Raw genomic sequence first — 19765 nt, 5'->3', positions numbered from 1 at the left:
TTAGCGAGAGGTAAGAGAACTAAGGTGCTAACACGCGCTCAACCATTCCCCTTTGGGTGATTTGCGCCCGAACACCCTGGCGTTGGGTATCTATAGGCAGCGCGTCACCTTCGCCATCGAACACGCCTTGAAACGCTGCTGCTACGGTGGCTTGACTGGGCTGGCCATCACCGCCAATGGCACAAGCACCAAAACCAAACGGCACTAACGTATCGTCAAGGTGATCACTCGCTAAGACCTGGGTCTTAAACGTGGCCAACTCTCGCTGGCAAGCACCAAAAGCGGAGTGGTCGAGGTAGGTTAAGTAGGCAGGAAAACTTATCGCTGCGAGTAATCCAACAATGGATATGACAATAAGTAATTCGGCTAGTGTAAAGCCAGTATTACGAAAATTATAGAAATAGTATTGCATACATTTCTTCAGTAAAAAAACCGCCCTAATGAGCGGTTTTAATTTAGTAAAAAATACTTTTACATCAAAATTCTTACTTCAGTTACCCTTCACCATCCTCATCATCTTCGCCCTGCACTTGGATTGCTCCATTAACAATGTTAATTCTTCCAGCGCTATCACCTCGTGTAGATACAATACCCGTAACATCATCACCCGTAATAAAGGCAGCTGCGATATCTTCATCTTGGCCATCCCCAGTGCCAGAATCAATATCACAAGCCTGAAAATTAAAGTCTACAGTTTCTACCACTTCAGCTACATCATCCCCTGGAGTAAATGAAGATTCAGCAACCACAGCACTACGGAAAGCGGATAGCTCACCTTGACAAGCGTTCAGAGAGGAACGATCTAGATAGTTACCATACTGCGGCACACCGACAGCAGCGAGCACACCAATAATCGCGACAACAATCAGCAGCTCGATCAAGGTGAAACCACGTTGTTTGAAACGGCGCGGGTGTTGCGTTTGGGTAGATTGCATTATAAAAATCCCTTGCGTTTATTAATGTACGAAGCAGGCCAAATCGGCTTAGAGAAACACTACTCACATTATCCGACCCTTTCCTTATTAGCAATGAACGATCTCATGCTTTTACTACCCGCTATTCAACCCTTTGAATGAGTTACGGCATCACCTTATCGTTAGGGGCGCGAGTACCTTGCGTAAGCTGAATATGGTACAAGGTGGCTTACATTTGCCATACCGCCGAGATCGCTATGAGCCAACCTGCCCCAGAGTCTACGCTGAGCCATGCGGCCTTAAATGGCGGCCTTCGTGGTATCGCTAAACGGCTGGTGAAACATGGCGTACTGACCGACGCTCAGGCGACTGTCGCGGAGAGCACGGCTGCAGAGCTTGAAGTGTCGCTGTTACAGCACGTGGTTGATAGTGGGTTAGTGGAATCAGGCGCGGCAGCGCTGGCCGCTGCCTGGGAGTATGGTTTACCGGTTGTTGATCTAGATGCCATTCGTATTAACGCACTCCCCCCCGCCAACGACTATCCCGTTAAAATATTAGAGCGTCTGGATATTCTTCCCCTGGCGCGTCACGGGCATCGCCTTACCGTGGCGGTGCCCTATCCCGCCACACTTACCCAACTGGATGAGCTGCAGTTTGCTACGGGGCTAAGTGTAGATGGCGTGCTAGCGCCTGCTGATCAACTTAAAAATACCCTGACGCAATACCTGGCGCAAAATGAACGCAGCATGCTGGATGAGCTGGAAAACGTTGATGATGCGGTCAGCGCGCTAAATATTGTTCATCTTGGCGAAGATGAGGCAACGTTTGACAAGGCGGTAAAAGATAGCGAAGACGCCCCCGTCGTTAAATTCGTTAATAAAATACTGCTAGATGCTATCAGCCGTGGCGCTTCCGATATTCACTTTGAGCCTTATGAAACCCAGTATCGAGTGCGCTTCCGCATCGATGGCATGCTGATTGAAATTGCTCGCCCTCCTTTTGCGCTCCGACACCGCATTGCTGCACGTTTGAAAATCATGTCTCGGCTGGATATTTCTGAGCGCCGCCTGCCTCAGGATGGCGCAATCAAGCTACAGCTTTCACGCACCCGATCAATTGACTTCCGGGTGAACTCACTGCCCACCGTATTCGGTGAGAAAATAGTACTGCGCCTGTTAGACCCCGCCTCTGCTCAGCTGGGCATTGAGCAGCTAGGCTTTAGTCCTGAACAGCAGATCGCCTATGAGCATGCGCTTAAGAAGCCTCAGGGAATGATTCTGGTTACCGGGCCAACAGGTAGCGGTAAAACAGTGACGCTCTACACAGGCATCAATATTCTCAACCAAATTGAGCGCAATATCTGCACTGCAGAAGACCCGGTAGAAATTAAGGTGTCGGGAATCAATCAAGTTAACATTCTCCCTAAAATCGGCCTAAACTTCGCCAGCGCTCTACGCGCCTTTTTACGCCAAGACCCTGACGTCGTCATGGTTGGCGAAATTCGCGACTTGGAAACCGCCGAAATTGCCGTAAAGGCAGCCCAAACAGGCCACTTAGTGCTATCTACCGTACACACTAACTCAGCCGCTGAAACGCTAACCCGGTTAGCGAACATGGGCGTCGCGTCCTATAACATCGCAAGCTCAGTTAGCCTGATCATTGCCCAGCGCTTGGCACGTAAACTATGCAACCTGTGTAAAACACCCGCTAAGATTCCGGCCGAAGCGCTGCGTAAGGCTGGCTTTAGCCAGCAGGATATCCGCAACGGCACAATTTACTCAGCGGTCGGCTGCAAACAGTGCACCCAGGGCTACAAAGGGCGAATTGGTATTTATGAGGTGGTGCCCATTACCGATGCCATGCGCCAGTTGATTATGCGCGATGGTGATGCGCTGGATATTGATCAGCAAGCCCGCCGCGAAGGCTACCCTAGCCTTCATCAGCGTTGCTTAAGTCGTGTGCTGGATGGCAGCACTAGCCTAGAAGAAGTTAACCGCATCAGTAAGGAGTAACGCGCGACATGGCTAACGCTAAAGCACGCCGTAAAAAGCCAGCGCCGCTGCATCGATGGAAGTGGGAAGGCAAAGGCCCACAAGACCGAGCCATGCGGGGCGAACTGATTGGTCGCACCAAGCCCGAAATCATTGAACAACTAGCCAAGCAGCGTATCGTCGCCACAAAAGTGCAAAAGCGCAGCAGCTTTAGTGGCCGCGGCAAAGTAACCAATGTCGACATTATGATTTTTGCACGGCAAATGGCCACTATGGTACGGGCAGGCATTCCCATTCTTCAGGCACTACAGGCCGTTTCGGAAAGCCTAAAAAAACCCGCCATGGTGGCACTTACCCAGCAAATCATGGAAGACGTCTCTTCCGGCGATAGCCTTTCCAGCGCCATGGCAAAACACCCTAAACAGTTTGACCGCCTGTTTGTTAACTTGGTCGACGCAGGTGAACAAGCCGGCGCGCTTGACCAGATGCTGGAACGGATTGCCAGTTATAAAGAGAAAGTGGAATCACTCAAGAACCGTGTCAAAAAAGCGCTCTGGTACCCTACTGCAGTCATGACCATCGGCGTTGCCGTTACCATGCTACTACTCATCAAAGTCGTGCCCGAATTTGAAAGTATGTTTCAAGGTTTTGGCGCGGAGCTTCCAGCGCTTACTCAGTTTACGGTTAACTTATCAGATATGGCCCAGACGTACTGGCTACAAGCACTTGGCACACTAATCGGCAGCATCATGCTGTTGAAAGCTGCAGCGCGACGCTCACCACGTGTTGCTTATCGGCTAGATAGTTTAATGCTTCACCTGCCTATCCTTGGTGATATTTTGCACAAATCGGCTGTCTCTCGATTTACACGTACCTTAGCGACTACCTTTACTTCAGGCGTGCCACTTATTGAGGGACTCGAAACTGCTGCAGGAGCAGCGGATAACCGCGTGTATATCAAAGCTATTAATGAAGTGCGCCAAGATGTAACTACCGGGCAGCAGCTGCATTTTGCCATGCGTATGACCAATCGTTTTCCAGCGCTAGCCGTTCAAATGGTGAGTATTGGTGAGGAAGCCGGCTCGCTGGATGCCATGCTTAACCGAGTCGCAGATTACTACGAAGAAGAAGTCGATAACAAAGTAGACGCCCTGACCTCGTTAATGGAACCAATTATTATCGTTGTCCTTGGTGCGCTAGTGGGCGGTGTTGTTGTCTCTATGTATCTGCCTATTTTTGAAATTGGCACCGCACTGTAAATACACCGTTCACTGGCAATTTCCAACGCATACACGAACTTCCCCAAACTATAGGAATACTATGGGTTTACCGCCAAGCTTTTACCTTTTTTTTGCTTTACTGATCGGCCTCTGTTTCGGCAGTTTTCTTAATGTTGTCATCACCCGTTTACCCGTTATATTGATGCGCAGCTGGCGCAATGAAGCACGCGCCTCTCTTGAACTCGCCGAAGAGGCATCTCCCCGCTTTAACCTTGCTACCCCAAAGTCAATGTGCCCACGTTGCGAACAGCCGATTGCCTGGCACGACAACCTTCCCTTAGTAGGCTGGCTAAAAAGAAGGGGCAAATGCGCTCATTGCAATACGCCTATCAGCGTCCAGTATCCACTCGTTGAGCTAGTGGGCGGACTGCTTGCCGTGGCCATTGTGGCCTTGCATGGCGCGACGCTAAGCGCCGTGTTTATCTATGGCGCTTGTTTAACGCTGCTTGCCTTAGCTGTCATCGATTTTCGCACCTATTTACTGCCTGATATTTTAACCCTTCCGCTACTTTGGGTTGGCTTAGCCTATCAATTGCTCTTTCAGCCTTTGTTGCTACCTAGCGCTGTCATCGGCGCGATGGCAGGCTATCTTGTGCTGTGGAGCTTTTACTGGGTATTTAAGCTAATAACAGGCAAAGAAGGCATGGGGTTCGGGGATTTCAAATTACTCGCGGCGCTTGGCGCTTGGGTAGGGTGGAGCATGTTACCGCTGCTGCTTATTTTATCTGCTGGCATTGGCGCGATAGTAGGATTAACCGCTCAAGCTCTATCTCCTCGGCTGCGTGGCCAACCTCTCCCCTTTGGCCCCTTTCTTGCGTTAGCGGGTTGGATTTGCTTACTTGTAGGCAACGAGTTAATGGCACTCTATACGTCGTTGCTTTATTAATTCTAACGCCAATTTTGATTCGATCTTTTAGGGAGCATGCATGATCATTGGGCTAACAGGTGGTATTGGCTCGGGAAAATCTACTGTTGCCCGCGCGTTTGAAGAACTCGGGATTGGCTGGGTGGATGCCGATGATGTCGCTAGAGAAGTCGTTGCCCTTGGCGAACCTGCGCTAGCCGCTATTGCCGAACACTTTGGTGAAGACGTATTGAACTCCGACGGAACACTGAATAGATCAGCACTGCGCACCATCATTTTTGAAGATCCTGCGCAACGGCAGTGGTTAGAATCGGTCACTCACCCGAGAGTACGCGAGCGTCTTCTTTTGCATCTTGAACGCCTGCAGCAACAGTCGCCCTATGTCTTGCTAGTATCACCACTGCTGTTTGAGTCCGGACAAGATAAGCTGGTTAATCGCACGCTCGTCATCGATGTGCCCGAATCGCTGCAATTATCACGCACGCTTGCGCGGGATGGGGTGAGTAAATCCCAGGTGCGTGCTATCCTCGCCGCCCAACTTCCACGCGAAGAGCGACTTGCTAAAGGCAATGATGTCATCGATAACAGTGGTGACCATGCTGCTATGATGCGCCAAGTCGTTCAACTGGATCGGCGCTATCGTGCCGAGTGCGCTTAACGACTTACTTGATACCGTAATTAATATCGTAATTAAGAGTGTTTTTGAAACAGGAGTTTGTCATGCCTACGCCGGCGAATGATTCACCGCTTGAGGTTGCTTGCCCCCAGTGCAGTAAGAAAGTTGTCTGGGGCCCAGAAAGCATTTATCGCCCTTTTTGTAGCAAACGTTGCCAACTGCTTGATTTGGGCGCTTGGGCAGAAGAGTCGCATCGCATTGCTGGTGAGTCTGCTATGGATGAAGCGGACTTAGACACCCTGCTTGCTCAAGCAGATAGAGATGCACCTCTTTCTTAAATAATGGCCTAGGTACTTATTAATTGATTTCTTATCTTCTTTTAGCTGTTATCTGAGAAAGTATTGTTAAGAGAATGTCGCTTTACTAGTTTCAAGGCCTACCTTAAATGACCGACGCCACACTGCCTTTGTACCACCTGCTGCATGAGCTTGATGCCCACTTTGACCAATTGATGGCCACCATCGAGCGAGCTGCAGCGCTGTATGAATCAGAGCAACCGCCTACTTGGCGGTTTCATCATGCGGCTAGCAACCCTATTTGGCTGCGGGAAGCACTGTTAGATATGTGGCATCAACAGGGGCAGGATGGGCGCGAAACGCGTAACTACATCGCAGTTATCGCCGCTAGTGACAAATTAATAGAGGCATGCCATCAAATTAATCACGCAAAAACGCGCATCAGCGATTTACTTACGCGCATTAAGCAGTCTCATCCAAACGCGTTGAGCGACGCTAAATCTCGCTTACCGAGCCGGCATCCACATATCAACGAAATACTACGTAAAAGCGGATTTGCAAGGCTCCATCTGAAACAGTGCTGGCGACAACTCCCCATTGCCCCAGCGCCAGTGTCCCGAGTTAGGCTAGCGTGGTATAGCAGCGGTCGTTCAATCAAGAGAGTAAGTGTCCAAGAAGCTGAGCAAAAATTGTTACAGCTAGATAGTGATGCGCCACATATCCGTATACAGCTGCGCAAGCTCGCCAACATCCCTAGCGAAGAAATATTGGCACAGGTACAACCCCAAGCCCCTTTAATGCGCGCTAATCTGTTTTTTGTCGAACCGCTTGCAGATGGGCACACGCGACGGGCGCTTAATATTGCAATGCCGTTAATTGTGCCTGCTAATGAAGGACGATTACCGCATCTCAAAGCCCCTGCTGAAACGCCTCCAACTACTCGCACTAGAGCTAAGCGGCGCGACGAAAAACTAGAAGACGACGTATATTTACCTAGCTTACGCATCTTTCGTTATCGCTAACGAGCTATCTCACTTTATTCAAACGCGTTATTCACTCACCTGCAGGCACGTCATCAAGCTTCCACTGCTTAGACTCAAGCAAAGCATGTATGACCTCGCTTACATCTCGCTCCGACAAATCATATTCGCCAATCAGCGCTTTTAAGCGTTGATCAAACACGCGGTCTTGCTCGTGCGAGTGAGCTGCTTGGTCTGCTGCCTGGTCGTCAGCTTCTAACGCCGCAATTGACCGAACTGGCGGTCCCGTTGGAATATCGAAATCGCTGTTAGGATCTTCTAACTGACGTAGCGCCTGCGCGAAAGCATCATCCAACTCTCGAAACTTACGTAGCTTTTCACGCTCATCGAGCTGTTTTTGAACCTTTTGATATTTCATCGATGTTTCATTTACACCTTACTTGAAATGGATGGCAAGTCTGCTGAAACAGACCTTTTTCCGTTAAAACTGTGCCCAAACGCGTAAAACCACTGAGCAAACTTGCCTTTGCTCTCTCTTGCCAGCATAAAGGCATCACAGCTTAGCAATAAACAAGCTGCCCCCCGGTTATAAAGCAGGATGCTCCTACTGGCAGAGCAAAAAAACGCCCAGTTAAGCAACCAAAGGTCGCGCATATAACGGCAAATTCATCTAGTAGGCAGGAAGCAATGTTAATCGCCTATCAGATTACTAGCAACGCAAGCACCGGGAGGGTGCATTACAAGTGAGATGAGCAACGACCAGTACGACTCAAGCATAGGAGGCCAGATAATGTTCAATGCAATGATGCGAGCTGAGATCTGGCTGCAAGACACGCTCGATAAACCATTCGGAATCGAAGACCTTGCCAACCACTTAGGATACTCAGCGTCACAAGTACGCCGACAGTTCCGCCACTGCTTCAACATTTCGCCTAGCGCTTACCGTGAAAAAAGGCGTCTTGAGCGAGCCGCTGTCTTACTATCACTCACCTCACAAAATATAGCGCAAATCGCTATTTGTTGTGGATATACCAATCACTCTTCTTTCTCACGCGCATTTCAGCGCCGCTATCAATTGTCACCCCGCGAATACCGTCAGGCGGTTAGCAACATGTATCTTCTGAACAAGCCTGGCAAAAACTTTACAACCAGCATTGAAAGAAGCCGGCCCGCGCAGGTTGTTTTAATGCGCTTGTACCAAGCATCAGACCACATTCGTGGGCTAGGCAACACTAAGTACCACGCGAACCATTTAGAGTGCCTACAAGCCCAACTAGGGACATCTACTCCAGCCATGGTGCTGCCAGACCTTTTGACAGAAAAAGTGAAGGCCATTGTAGAAGAACCTGCACTGAACCACACTAGAACCGATATCGGGCTCTATATAGAGAATAGAGATACTGCCGAATATCTAGCGCTGCCTGTCACCTACCGGCGGGTAGACATTCCTTCACGCTACTATGCAAAAACATGCTTCGATAATATTTCACAATTATCTTATGTAATGTCTGAAATGCTAGTGGCAATAATGGATAAAAGAAACCGTTTAAATATCAGCGGTGATGCACCGCAAGTATTATGGCAACCCCACCATATTGAGCTGCGAATACCTTTATCTGCCTAGCTCGAACTGGATAATTTTTACCGCTCTCATCAAACCAAAACCGGCACTTCTAATTAGAAATGCCGGTTTAAAACGACTTAGTCTTCCATACGCTCTAGCCAAGATTCGACGGCTTCATCACCATGCTCATCTTTCCAGCTACGCAGACCTTTATGATTGCCGCCACGAGTCTCAATCACTTCACCGGTATGCGGGTTTTTATAAATTTTCAGACGACGCTTACGGCGTGTAGAAGATGCCGCAGCACCTTTGGATCCACGCTGATCCGCGTTAGGGTCTAGCAATGCAATAACATCAGAAGGACGCTTACCAAACTCGTTCATTAGCGCTTCAAGCTTAGCTTTAAATTCAAGCTCACTCTTCAAGCGCTGATCACCTTCCAAGCGCTGTAAGTCTTCTTGCAGTTGTTTTAGCTGCTGTTCCTTTTGAATATACTCATTTAATAACGACATAGGGGTTCCTTTTAGCATAGGTTTAACTGCGCGAGTTAATCAATTCATCAACTCAATGCGCGCGAATTCAGGATGCGCGTACATTATTGCTGCAAATGCGCTAGCTGACAATAGTCTAGTTGATTTTGCCTTAAATACTAATCGATTTTTATTGCTTAGTTGGCACTATAAAAACTAGCTTTACACTCAAGTCAAACAGAGGCTAATTATCTATTTCACTTCATACAAATTCATAAAAAACGCCGCCCATTAGGGCGGCGTTTTTACAGGCTATAAACTAATTAATTAGTCTTGACCCATCTGCTGCTTGATTAGATCACCGATAGTGGTCGGGCCACCTGCTTCCGGCTCTTGATCACGCAGTTTCTTCAGGTTTTGACGAGTATCGTCTTGCTCTTTCGCCTTAACCGACAGATTAATCTGACGGCTCTTACGATCAACGCTAACGATACGCGCTTCAATGCTGTCGCCTTCATTCAGCACGTTGCGGGCATCTTCAATGCGATCAGCACTGATTTCAGACGCCTTGAGGATAGCGATAACATCAGTCGCCAGCTCAACGTGTGCTTCTTTGGCATCAACTTCTACGATCCGGCCTGTAACGATGCTGCCTTTGTCGTTAACCGACAGATATTCAGCGACTGGATCGGAATCCATTTGCTTAATACCTAAGGAGATACGCTCACGCTCAGGATCGATTGAAAGAATGACGGCTTCAGCTTCGTCACCTTTCTTGAAGTTACGGACGGCTTCTTCGCCGGTTTCTGTCCAAGAGATATCAGACAGGTGAACCAGACCATCAATACCGCCTTCAAGGCCGATGAAGATACCGAAGTCAGTGATTGACTTGATGGTACCTGAAACACGGTCGCCCTTGTTGTATTCAGCGTTGAAGGTTTCCCACGGGTTAGCAGTACACTGCTTGATGCCCAGAGAAATACGACGACGCTCTTCGTCGATATCAAGAACCATAACGTCAACATCGTCGCCAACTTGGACAACTTTAGACGGATGAATGTTCTTGTTAGTCCAGTCCATTTCTGAGACGTGAACCAAACCTTCGACACCCTCTTCCAGCTCAGCAAAGCAGCCGTAGTCAGTCAGATTAGTGACGACAGCGTGCACTTTTGTGCCTTCCGGGTAACGGTCTTTGATGTTGACCCAAGGATCTTCACCCAGCTGCTTAAGACCTAGCGATACGCGATTACGCTCACGGTCAAATTTCAGCACTTTGACGTTGATTTCGTCGCCAACAGCAACGATTTCAGACGGATGCTTAATGCGCTTCCACGCCATGTCAGTGATGTGCAGCAGACCATCAACGCCGCCTAGATCAACGAAGGCACCGTAATCAGTCAGGTTCTTAACGATACCTTTGATTTGCTGACCTTCCTGCAAGGTTGCCAGCAGTGCTTCACGCTCAGCACTGTTTTCGGCTTCCAGCACGGCACGACGCGAAACAACAACGTTGTTGCGCTTCGGGTCAAGCTTGATGACTTTGAAGTCTAGCTCTTTGTTTTCCAGGTGCGCAGTGTCACGAACCGGACGAACGTCAACCAGAGAGCCCGGCAAGAAGGCACGGATAGAGTCGACGTCGACAGTGAAGCCGCCTTTGACCTTACCGTTGATCACGCCCTTGACGACTTCGTCTTTCTCGAAGGCTGCTTCCAGAATCTTCCAAGCTTCTGCGCGCTTGGCTTTTTCACGGGACAGACGCGTTTCGCCGAAGCCATCTTCTACGGCTTCAAGCGCAACGTGTACGTCGTCACCGATAGCGATGGTCAGTTCACCGTTCTCATCGCGGAATTGTGACGCAGGGATCTGACCTTCAGATTTCAGACCAGCGTTAACGGTAACCCAGTCACCGTCAATGTCGACAACCTGAGCCGCGACAATTGCGCCTGGCTCCATGTTGATGTCGTTAAGAGACTGTTCAAACAGTTCAGCAAAGCTTTCGCTCATGGTTTTCCTACGTGATCAACGTTGTTGAGGCATATATGCCTTCTCCGTACCACCAGCAAGTACGGGCCTAATGTCATTCAGCTTTTGGAGGTGTTAGCGCTGGTTAGACCTGACCGGGCTCTCTGATATGGAGTAATCGCCCTGCCACGTCGTGACACCTTTCCAAAAACGCCGCAAGGGAGAATCAAATGCCGTTTACCATGCCACGCTGGGCTAATAATTCGGTCAACCGATCAACCACTTCCGGTATGCTCAGGCATGTGGTATCAAGCGTTATGGCATCATCTGCCGGCTTGAGAGGAGCCACACTGCGTTGCGTATCGCGTGCATCGCGTGCCTGAATCTCCTTTAAAAGACTCGATAGACTAGCACCCACCCCTGCTTCCTGCAACTGTAGATGCCTTCGCCGAGCCCGTTCCTGCGCACTTGCAGTCAGAAAAATTTTCAGTGGCGCGTCAGGAAACACTACGGTTCCCATATCGCGACCGTCTGCCACCAAACCTGGGGGTTGTTGAAAATCTCGCTGGCGCTGCAGCAATGCTTCACGAACTTGAGGTAAGGCCGCTACACGAGAAGCGCGCTCACCAGCTTGCTCTGTTCGTATCGCTAGGGAAACGTCTTCACCTTCTAAAAGCGTTTGAGGCTGCCCACCTAGTACCGGGAAAGCGACATCAAGCTGCGTAGCAAGCAACGCCAACGACGCCTCATCATCTAAGGCCACGTCATGTCTTAAGGCCGCCTGAGCGGTGAGTCGATATAACGCTCCGCTGTCTAACAAGTGCCACCCTAGACGTTCGGCAACCAAACCACTGATGGTGCCTTTACCTGCCCCGCCTGGGCCATCGACCGTTAGCACAGGGACATTAATCGTCATTAGCACCCTCCACACTCACACGCATACCGATATGCTGCGCCAGGGCTACAAAATCAGGGAACGAGGTGGCCACATTCGCGCAGTCATCGATGATAATTTCATCGTTTGCGCGCAAAGAGGCAATTGCAAACGCCATGGCAATACGGTGATCACCTAAGCTGTCGATACGTCCGCCGCCGTAGCTCGGCACGCCATTGTCACCATTACCAACGATATCAATGCCATCTTCAACAACTGTGTGTTCCACGCCTAGTATCGCTAACCCGTCGGCCATTGCCTGAATTCGATCAGACTCTTTGACCCGCAGCTCTTCAGCGCCGCGCAAGCACGTTTTTCCTTGCGCGTTAGCAGCCGCAATAAACAACGCGGGAAATTCGTCAATAGCCAGCGGTACTTGATCAACCGGGATTTCAATCCCTTTTAAAGGCGCATAACGAATGCGAATATCCGCCACCGGTTCACCGCCTACCTCGTGCTCATTTTCAAGCGTTAAGTCAGCACCCATCAGGCTGAGAATATTAATGACGCCAATGCGCGTAGGATTGATACCAACGTGCTCAAGGGTAATATCTGCCCCTGGCGTAATGGCTGCTGCCACTAAGAAGAACGTTGCAGAAGAAATATCGGAAGGAACATCTATAGGGCCTGCCGCCAGCTTACCGCCCCCCTGGAGCCAGCAGGTATCGTCCTCACGCGATACGTCGTAACCAAAGCCATTAAGCATGCGCTCGGTGTGGTCACGAGTAGGCGCTGGCTCACGCACGCGAGTCTCACCTTCGGCGTACATACCTGCTAACAGCAAGCAGGATTTAACCTGCGCACTAGCCATGGGCATGTCGTAGTAAATACCCTTCAATGCTGCGCCACCTTTAATTTTAAGTGGCGGACGACCGCCTTCAGCGGTGTCGATAGTCGCGCCCATCAAACGCAATGGGTCAGCGACACGCCCCATTGGCCGTTTGGTTAACGACTCGTCACCGGTTAGCTCACTATCAAATGCTTGACCTGCCAATAGCCCGGCAAACAAACGCATGGCAGTACCTGAATTACCCACATACAGCGGGCCTGCTGGGGCTTTCAAGCCATGCATCCCCACGCCGTGAATAGTGACTCGCCCCTGATATGGCCCTTCAATTGCCACACCCATCTCACGAAAAGACTGCAATGTTGCGAGGCTGTCTTCGCCTTCAAGAAACCCTTTAACCTCGGTGACTCCCTCCGCCAGAGCGCCCAGCATAATAGAGCGATGGGACATTGATTTGTCGCCAGGCACGCGCAGACGACCTTGCGCCTGGCCGCCCGGCTGCACCCGATAAGTCACTTTACCGTGTGGTTGCATATGATATTCCGCCTGATAGCTGGTTTTATTCAATAACGTATCGAAATAATGGCGTGCATGGCTGGCACGATCAAACGTTGCAATAAGGGCATCGCTATCGCCGCTTTCTACCGCCTGCCGCAACCGCGTGAGGCCTGCCTCAAAATCATCTAACGACGACAAGACGGCGTCCCGGTTGGCAATAAAGATATCTCGCCACATAACAGGGTCACTGCCAGCGATACGGGTAAAATCACGAAACCCACCGGCTGCATAACGAAAGATTTCTAATCGCTCGTCTTGACGTGCCAGTGTATCGACTAGTGAAAACGCCAGTAAATGCGGCAAATGACTGGTACGCGCCAGCACTTGGTCATGCCGTTCTACGCTCATGTGCAGCACGTCAGCACCAGCGGCACCCCACAGCGCTTCAACCCGTGCAAGCGCACCTGCGTCCACGTTCGGCTCAGGAGTAAGGATCACTTTGTGATTAACATAGAGGGCTGGGTCAGACGCGGCAACACCACTTTTTTCAGAGCCTGCAATCGGATGACCTAGCACCACTGAAGGCGGCATCTCCCCGAAGGCGCGCACAGCACAATCACGGATCGTCGCTTTCGTGCTACCCACATCGGTAATCACCACGTTTTTAGACGCACGGTGAAGCGAATCCGCCAGGGTGGTCATCACACTCTCCATGGCCAGTACGGGCACAGCCAAAATCACCATGGAGACGTCATCAAGCAGTTCTGCTAGCTGTGAACCGCCATGATCTATCAACCCTAAATCAATCCCCAAGGCGATCTCTGATGCATTAGGGTCACACGCTGAAATATGCCCTTTGAAACCTGAGCGCCGTAGCGCGGCGGCCAACGACCCTCCGATCAAGCCAAGGCCAACTATCAGTAAATGTGACTCTTGGCAAGATGACCGAACGTCAGCGCTAGATTCCAACGCTTGCACAGCACACTCCGTCACAGCACGCCTAGAGGATAGGAGCCAAGCACACGCAGCTCAGAAGCACGTAGTCTTACTTCTTCAAGCACTGCCGCTACCTGTGGTTCATCCCGATGCCCTTTGAAATCGATAAAAAACACATAATTCCAAACACCAGTACGTGAAGGCCGTGTTTCTATCCGCGTTAAATCAATACGGTGACGATGGAACGGCTCCAACAAATCATGCAATGCACCGGGCTGGTTACGCATAGCGACAACAATTGAGGTTTTATCCTCGCCAGATATCGGCACATCTTGATTACCAATAATCAGAAAGCGCGTGGAATTATCAGGTCGATCTTCAATCTTTTCGGCAATGCGTTCTAGACCATACAGTTTGGCCGCCATATCTCCGGCAATTGCCGCGCTGTGCCACTCTGTTTTGACCAGCTTGGCAGCTTCTGCGTTAGAGGAAACTGGCACTCGCTCAGCGTGTGGATAGTGAGCATCAAGCCATTTACGGCACTGGCCAAACGACTGTGGGTGGGAATAGATGCGTGAGACCTTATCCCGACGCGTGGTTTCGCTAATTAGCAGGTGGTGGTGAATACGTAGCACTACTTCACCGCAGATCTTGATCGACGAGTCCATAAAGGTGTCGAGCGTATGATTGACAACCCCTTCAGTGGAGTTCTCTACCGGCACAACCCCGTAATGAACAGCGCCTGCCTCTACTTCACGAAAGACTTCATCAATCGCTGCCATCGGCATACTGACAGCGCTCTCACCGAAGTGTTTAAGCGCAGCCTGCTGGGTAAATGTACCCTCAGGGCCTAAGTAGGCGACTTTTACAGGTTGTTCCAGCGCGAGACACGCCGACATAATTTCGCGAAACAGCCTCGCCATCTCTTCTGAATCTAGCGGGCCTTGATTCAACGACATAATACGGCGCAACACCTGCGCCTCTCGCTCAGGACGATAAAATATGGCGTCTTTATCCTGGGCAAGCTTAACGTGTGCCACCTGTTGGGCGCAGTTGGCGCGCTCACTAATCAAGCGCAGAATATCGCCATCCAACTGGTCGATACGTTGACGTAAATCGTCTAAATTAATCGGCGTATCGGACATGGTGGTTAGCCTCTTCGTTGTTCAAAATCCGCCATAAAGGCGGTTAACTCATCAACGGCCTCTTCAGGCACCGCGTTATATAAACTTGCACGCATGCCGCCAACACTGCGATGGCCCTTCAGGTTAAGAAACCCTGCTTCGTCAGCTTCTTGCAGGAACACACTGTCTAAACTGGCATCGGCCAGCACAAACGGAACGTTCATACGAGAACGGTTACGGCTAGCAATCGGGTTGGTGTAAAAATCACTGGCATCGATAGCGGCGTAAAGCTTCTGCGCTTTGCGCTGATTAATTTCATCCATCGCCTCTAAGCCACCGATGTCATCTTTTAACCACTGGAAAACAAGGCCTGCCAAGTACCATGCAAACGTTGGCGGCGTGTTTACCATAGAGCCTGCGTCCGCAAGCATTTGGTAGTCAAACAGCGATGGAATAGAGCTAGGCGCTTTGCCAAGCAAATCATCACGAACAGCGACCAGCGTTAATCCAGCCGGCCCGATATTTTTTTGAGCACCCGCGTAAATCACCCCAAACTGGGTCACATCGATAGGGCCAGACAGAATGTTCGATGACATATCGCAAACCAAAGGTACATCCGCGCCATCTGCACGCTGCACCATTGGCGTGTAGTCGAACTCTAAACCACCGATGGTTTCATTTGAGGTGTAATGCAAGTAAGCGGCATCGCTGCTGATCGCCAGTGCATCTTCATCAGGCACCGCTGTATGACCATTGGCCTCGCTACTCGCTGCCACGTGACAGTTGAAGCCCAGCCGCCGGGCTTCACTAATTGCCTTTTTACCCCAAATGCCTGTCTGGATGAAATTGGCGCTCCCCCCTTGCCCAAGCAAATTCATAGGCAGCATCGCAAACTGCATGCTGGCTCCGCCCTGCAAGAAAAGCACTTTGTAGTTACTGGGAATCCCCAGCAAATGACGCAGATCGGCTTCTGCACGGTCCGCAATAGCGACAAAATCATCGCTACGATGGCTCATCTCCATGACAGATAGACCGCGCCCTTGAAAGTCCAGCAGTTCGTTGCGCGCACGCTCAAGCACGGCAACAGGCAGGGCCGCTGGCCCTGCGCAAAAGTTATAATGACGTGTCATCGGTTCCCTGTTCCTGTTCGCCATCGTCAGTGTTGCCTGGCTCGCCTGGGGCAACTGGATCGGTATCAACCCCATCTGTGCCAAGGACGTCTGTTTCTGAAATATCTGACTCAAACGTATCTATTTCGGCAGGCTCGTCCACGCGGACAGTTTTGACTAATTTTTCTTCTTTACCCAGGCGAATTAGCATAACCCCCTGAGTATTACGCGAGGTCGTTGACACTTCTTCAACCCGAGTACGGACCAAGGTGCCACGATCAGTGATCAGCATCATTTCGTCGCTGTCGTAGACCTGCATTGCCGCTACCAAGGCGCCATTACGCTCGCTGGTTTGCATCGCGATGACACCCTGTCCACCACGACCGCGCAGTGGGAATTCTTCCAGGCGCGTACGCTTACCATAGCCATTCTCACTCGCCGTGAGAATATAGATCTGACCTTCCGCTTGAGCGTTCTCGGCCGCGACAACCTGTGCATCAGCATCTACGTCGGCGTCATCTTCAGCGTCAATTTGCTGGCTCTTCGGTATGATCAAGCTAATGACTTCCGCGTCCCCCGCTAGGCGCATACCGCGCACACCACGGGCGGTACGCCCCATAGCGCGCACATTGCCTTCTTCAAAGCGAATCGCCTTACCGTTGGAGGAAAGCAGCATGGCGTGATCAGAGCCAGACGTAATGGCAGCTCCCACCAAACGGTCACCCTCTTCCAGATCAATGGCAATCAAGCCAACACTACGCGGACGGGAGAACTGCTCAAGGCTGGTGCGCTTAACGGTGCCTTTCGCCGTAGCGAAGAAAATGTAGTGCTCGGGGTCGTAGTCACGCACCGGCAGAATAGCGTTGACGGCTTCACCTTCTTCAAGCGGCAGCATATTGACCAGCGGTTTGCCCCGCGAACCACGGCTGGCATTTGGCATTTCGTACACTTTCAGCCAATACACTTTGCCTCGGTTAGAGAACAGCAGCACGGTGTCATGGGTTGACGCCACCAACAGGTGCTCAATAACGTCTTCATCTTTCATCGCTGTGGCTGACTTACCACGTCCACCACGGCGCTGCGCTTGATAATCAGACAACGGCTGTGTCTTGGCATAGCCTGAGCGGGAAACAGTTACCACCATATCTTCTTCAGCGATCAGATCTTCAATCGACAGATCAAGGTGGCTAGCCTGAATTTCCGTACGGCGATCATCGCCATACTGTTCACGCACAGCATGCAACTCTTCCCGAATCACTTCCATCAGACGATCCGGAGAGGCCAGGATGGTCGTGAATTCCGCTATTTTTTCAAGAATCGATAGGTATTCGTCTAACAGCTTCTCGGTCTCAAGTCCCGTTAGACGGTGCAAGCGAAGCTCGAGAATTGCTTGGGCCTGCGCGGGAGACAGTCGATACTCCGTCGCAGCCGTGTTTAGACCAAACCCCTCATCTAGATCTTCTGGCTTGCACGAGGTTGCGCCAGCACGCTCCAGCATCGCAGTAACCTGACCAGGCTTCCACGTTTTAGCCAACAGTTTTTCGCGTGCTTCGGCGGCATTGGGAGATGCCTTGATCAGCTCGATAACTTCATCAATATTGGAGATGGCAACTGCCAAACCTTCCAACAAATGACCACGCTCACGGGCTTTTTTCAATTCATATAAGGTACGGCGAGTAACAACTTCCCGGCGGTGGCGAATAAACGCCTCAAGCATCTCTTTTATGTTCAGAGTGCGCGGCTGGCCGTTTTCCAGCGCCACCATGTTAATCCCAAACACATTTTGCAGCTGTGTTTGCGCAAACAAGTTGTTGACGACAACATCACCCGATTCGCCGCGCTTGATCTCGATCACCACGCGCAAGCCGTCTTTATCCGATTCGTCACGAAGTTCAGCAATACCCTCGATTTTCTTCTCTTTTACCAGCTCAGCGATTTTCTCGATCAATCGCGCTTTATTCACCTGGTAAGGCAGTTCAGTGATGATAATGTGGTCTCGGCCACTCTTATCATCATGCTCAATAGTGTGGCAGGCACGCACATAAATACGCCCACGCCCGGTGCGGTAAGCGTCTAAGATACCCGCGCGACCATTAATAATGCCACCGGTAGGGAAATCCGGCCCTGGAATGTACTGCATCAGGTCATCGACGGTGAGCGTGTAATCATCAATTAACGCCAGACAACCATCAATTATTTCCCGCATGTTATGGGGCGGGATATTAGTAGCCATGCCCACCGCTATACCTGACGACCCGTTGATTAACAGGTTAGGAACTTTGGTTGGCAGCACGGCGGGTATGCGTTCGGTACCGTCGTAGTTATCAACCCAATCGACGGTGTCTTTCTCCAGGTCAGCTAGTAGCTCGTGGGCAAGGCGCGCCATGCGCACCTCTGTGTAACGCATGGCGGCCGCGTTATCACCGTCAATGGAACCAAAGTTACCCTGGCCATCCACCAGTACGTGACGCATGGAAAAGTGCTGGGCCATACGAACGATAGTGTCATAGACCGCACTATCACCATGCGGATGGTATTTACCGATGACATCGCCGACGACACGCGCCGACTTCTTGTACGGTTTATTCCAATCGTTGCTCAGCTCGTGCATGGCAAAAAGCACACGCCGGTGAACAGGCTTGAGGCCGTCACGCACATCAGGAAGAGCGCGACCGATAATGACACTCATCGCGTAGTCGAGGTACGACTGTTTAAGCTCGTCTTCAATATTGACGGGCAAGATTTCTCTGGCGATGTCACCCATGAAAGTCAGATCCTTTGCACTGCATTGGCACTGCGAGAGTTGAAAGCGCTTAAAAAAGCCGCCCTTGATACCACAACAAGGCGGCGCGCAGATACAGCACCATCATACCACTGCATAAGCACCATGGGCAGTCAGTGGCAACGGCATTACGATTTACGCTAAAAAGGCGCCTTTATCGACCACAAGGCCCTCAAGCACCTCTCGCACGTCTCCTTCAATAGGAGCAGCCTTATTTGCCTTTATATCTAGCAGCACAAAGGTCAAATCTGCCTGGGCAACCAGCACGCCGTCTTGACGCACAATTCGATGATGACAAATCGCGCTACGATCACCTACGTCTACCATGCCGGTCATAATCTGCAAATCATCGTTCTGAACAGCGGCCGCTCGATAATCAATATTCAGATTGACCACGACAAACGCTCGTCCTGCCTCATGAAGCTGTTTTATCAAACGCGGATGGTCATCAAAAAAAGCCCAGCGACCCTCTTCCATAAATTCGAGATAGCGTGCGTTATTGACGTGGCCGTAACCATCCAACTGGTAACCGCGCACTCGCAGCGCAACACTGGATATTGCTGTGGACATAACTCCCCCTTTTTTAAAGTCTGTTTTTAAAATCTGTGAATTATCCATGGAGCACCTCAAATCAAACACAAGTTTTAAACCAGTGCA

Annotated in this window: 18 protein-coding genes; 7 read left to right on the top strand and 11 right to left on the bottom strand. The window is 50.7% G+C overall.

The genetic code is table 11. From position 1 onward, the window contains the following. Positions 1–19 precede the first annotated feature (19 nt). Entirely contained in the window at positions 20–412 is a 393-nt protein-coding gene (locus tag L1X57_RS18865) for a pilin (RefSeq protein WP_009724772.1), read from the bottom strand. 82 nt (positions 413–494) lie between these two features. Then, positions 495–935 carry a pilin gene (locus L1X57_RS18860; RefSeq protein ID WP_009724771.1) on the bottom strand — a complete coding sequence of 147 codons (441 nt, stop codon included), beginning with the start codon at positions 933–935 and terminating at the stop codon, positions 495–497. A 236-nt stretch (positions 936–1171) separates the two neighbouring features. Between L1X57_RS18860 and pilB the strand changes: the two genes are divergently transcribed. The 6 genes from pilB (at position 1172) to L1X57_RS14450 (ending at position 6984) form a co-directional block, all read left to right on the top strand. Beyond that, entirely contained in the window at positions 1172–2926 is a 1755-nt protein-coding gene (gene pilB, locus L1X57_RS14475; RefSeq protein ID WP_234667767.1) for a type IV-A pilus assembly ATPase PilB, read from the top strand. 8 nt (positions 2927–2934) lie between these two features. Continuing rightward, positions 2935–4164, top strand: a complete 1230-nt coding sequence (locus L1X57_RS14470; RefSeq protein WP_009724769.1) for a type II secretion system F family protein — start codon at positions 2935–2937, stop codon at positions 4162–4164. A gap of 61 nt (positions 4165–4225) precedes the next feature. Further along, entirely contained in the window at positions 4226–5071 is an 846-nt protein-coding gene (locus L1X57_RS14465; protein ID WP_009724768.1) for a prepilin peptidase, read from the top strand. A gap of 40 nt (positions 5072–5111) precedes the next feature. Then, positions 5112–5708, top strand: coding sequence for a dephospho-CoA kinase (coaE, locus tag L1X57_RS14460; RefSeq protein WP_009724767.1), 597 nt, complete (start codon positions 5112–5114; stop codon positions 5706–5708). A 62-nt stretch (positions 5709–5770) separates the two neighbouring features. Next, positions 5771–6004, top strand: coding sequence for a DNA gyrase inhibitor YacG (gene yacG / locus L1X57_RS14455; RefSeq protein WP_009724766.1), 234 nt, complete (start codon positions 5771–5773; stop codon positions 6002–6004). Positions 6005–6111: 107 nt separating this feature from the next. Next, positions 6112–6984, top strand: coding sequence for a hypothetical protein (locus tag L1X57_RS14450; protein ID WP_009724765.1), 873 nt, complete (start codon positions 6112–6114; stop codon positions 6982–6984). 31 nt (positions 6985–7015) lie between these two features. On the opposite strand, the gene L1X57_RS14445 is transcribed toward L1X57_RS14450, so the two are convergent. Beyond that, entirely contained in the window at positions 7016–7360 is a 345-nt protein-coding gene (locus L1X57_RS14445; protein ID WP_009724764.1) for a hypothetical protein, read from the bottom strand. A 372-nt stretch (positions 7361–7732) separates the two neighbouring features. Here L1X57_RS14445 and L1X57_RS14440 point away from each other — a divergent pair, with 372 nt between their 5' ends. Further along, positions 7733–8566, top strand: coding sequence for a helix-turn-helix transcriptional regulator (locus L1X57_RS14440; protein ID WP_009724763.1), 834 nt, complete (start codon positions 7733–7735; stop codon positions 8564–8566). A 77-nt stretch (positions 8567–8643) separates the two neighbouring features. On the opposite strand, the gene L1X57_RS14435 is transcribed toward L1X57_RS14440, so the two are convergent. From L1X57_RS14435 to L1X57_RS14400, 8 genes are all read right to left on the bottom strand, one after another. Beyond that, positions 8644–9018 carry a histone-like nucleoid-structuring protein, MvaT/MvaU family gene (locus L1X57_RS14435; RefSeq protein ID WP_009724762.1) on the bottom strand — a complete coding sequence of 125 codons (375 nt, stop codon included), beginning with the start codon at positions 9016–9018 and terminating at the stop codon, positions 8644–8646. Positions 9019–9303: 285 nt separating this feature from the next. Beyond that, positions 9304–10980 carry a 30S ribosomal protein S1 gene (gene rpsA, locus L1X57_RS14430; RefSeq protein ID WP_009724761.1) on the bottom strand — a complete coding sequence of 559 codons (1677 nt, stop codon included), beginning with the start codon at positions 10978–10980 and terminating at the stop codon, positions 9304–9306. A gap of 184 nt (positions 10981–11164) precedes the next feature. Beyond that, positions 11165–11854 carry a (d)CMP kinase gene (gene cmk, locus L1X57_RS14425; RefSeq protein WP_009724760.1) on the bottom strand — a complete coding sequence of 230 codons (690 nt, stop codon included), beginning with the start codon at positions 11852–11854 and terminating at the stop codon, positions 11165–11167. Further along, positions 11844–14135: a bifunctional prephenate dehydrogenase/3-phosphoshikimate 1-carboxyvinyltransferase gene (locus L1X57_RS14420; RefSeq protein ID WP_009724759.1), complete on the bottom strand. Its 2292-nt coding sequence runs from the start codon at positions 14133–14135 to the stop codon at positions 11844–11846. Before L1X57_RS14420 ends, cmk begins: the two co-directional genes overlap by 11 nt. Before the next feature lie 11 nt (positions 14136–14146). Next, positions 14147–15238: a prephenate dehydratase gene (gene pheA / locus L1X57_RS14415; RefSeq protein WP_009724758.1), complete on the bottom strand. Its 1092-nt coding sequence runs from the start codon at positions 15236–15238 to the stop codon at positions 14147–14149. A 5-nt stretch (positions 15239–15243) separates the two neighbouring features. Further along, positions 15244–16347, bottom strand: a complete 1104-nt coding sequence (gene serC / locus L1X57_RS14410) for a 3-phosphoserine/phosphohydroxythreonine transaminase (RefSeq protein ID WP_009724757.1) — start codon at positions 16345–16347, stop codon at positions 15244–15246. Then, the gene (gene gyrA / locus L1X57_RS14405) at positions 16331–19090 is read right to left on the bottom strand and encodes a DNA gyrase subunit A (protein ID WP_009724756.1); all 2760 of its coding nucleotides are present in this window, start codon (positions 19088–19090) and stop codon (positions 16331–16333) included. Before gyrA ends, serC begins: the two co-directional genes overlap by 17 nt. 153 nt (positions 19091–19243) lie before the next feature. After that, a complete protein-coding gene (locus L1X57_RS14400; protein ID WP_039869827.1) occupies positions 19244–19678 on the bottom strand; it encodes an acyl-CoA thioesterase in 435 nt (144 codons plus the stop codon). Positions 19679–19765 lie beyond the last annotated feature (87 nt).

It is taken from the genome of Halomonas sp. TD01, from assembly GCF_923868895.1.
In the GTDB taxonomy this organism is placed as follows: domain Bacteria; phylum Pseudomonadota; class Gammaproteobacteria; order Pseudomonadales; family Halomonadaceae; genus Vreelandella.
Note: the sequence above shows the minus strand (reverse complement) of the source record. Positions and strands in the feature narration are given on the sequence as shown.

Coding starts and splice junctions, on each gene's coding strand:
- L1X57_RS18865 (WP_009724772.1), bottom strand. CDS start 412: ATGCAATACTATTTCTATAATTTTCGTAATACTGGCTTTACACTAGCC.
- L1X57_RS18860 (WP_009724771.1), bottom strand. CDS start 935: ATGCAATCTACCCAAACGCAACACCCGCGCCGTTTCAAACAACGTGGT.
- pilB (WP_234667767.1), top strand. CDS start 1,172: ATGAGCCAACCTGCCCCAGAGTCTACGCTGAGCCATGCGGCCTTAAAT.
- L1X57_RS14470 (WP_009724769.1), top strand. CDS start 2,935: ATGGCTAACGCTAAAGCACGCCGTAAAAAGCCAGCGCCGCTGCATCGA.
- L1X57_RS14465 (WP_009724768.1), top strand. CDS start 4,226: ATGGGTTTACCGCCAAGCTTTTACCTTTTTTTTGCTTTACTGATCGGC.
- coaE (WP_009724767.1), top strand. CDS start 5,112: ATGATCATTGGGCTAACAGGTGGTATTGGCTCGGGAAAATCTACTGTT.
- yacG (WP_009724766.1), top strand. CDS start 5,771: ATGCCTACGCCGGCGAATGATTCACCGCTTGAGGTTGCTTGCCCCCAG.
- L1X57_RS14450 (WP_009724765.1), top strand. CDS start 6,112: ATGACCGACGCCACACTGCCTTTGTACCACCTGCTGCATGAGCTTGAT.
- L1X57_RS14445 (WP_009724764.1), bottom strand. CDS start 7,360: ATGAAATATCAAAAGGTTCAAAAACAGCTCGATGAGCGTGAAAAGCTA.
- L1X57_RS14440 (WP_009724763.1), top strand. CDS start 7,733: ATGTTCAATGCAATGATGCGAGCTGAGATCTGGCTGCAAGACACGCTC.
- L1X57_RS14435 (WP_009724762.1), bottom strand. CDS start 9,018: ATGTCGTTATTAAATGAGTATATTCAAAAGGAACAGCAGCTAAAACAA.
- rpsA (WP_009724761.1), bottom strand. CDS start 10,980: ATGAGCGAAAGCTTTGCTGAACTGTTTGAACAGTCTCTTAACGACATC.
- cmk (WP_009724760.1), bottom strand. CDS start 11,854: ATGACGATTAATGTCCCTGTGCTAACGGTCGATGGCCCAGGCGGGGCA.
- pheA (WP_009724758.1), bottom strand. CDS start 15,238: ATGTCCGATACGCCGATTAATTTAGACGATTTACGTCAACGTATCGAC.
- serC (WP_009724757.1), bottom strand. CDS start 16,347: ATGACACGTCATTATAACTTTTGCGCAGGGCCAGCGGCCCTGCCTGTT.
- gyrA (WP_009724756.1), bottom strand. CDS start 19,090: ATGGGTGACATCGCCAGAGAAATCTTGCCCGTCAATATTGAAGACGAG.
- L1X57_RS14400 (WP_039869827.1), bottom strand. CDS start 19,678: ATGTCCACAGCAATATCCAGTGTTGCGCTGCGAGTGCGCGGTTACCAG.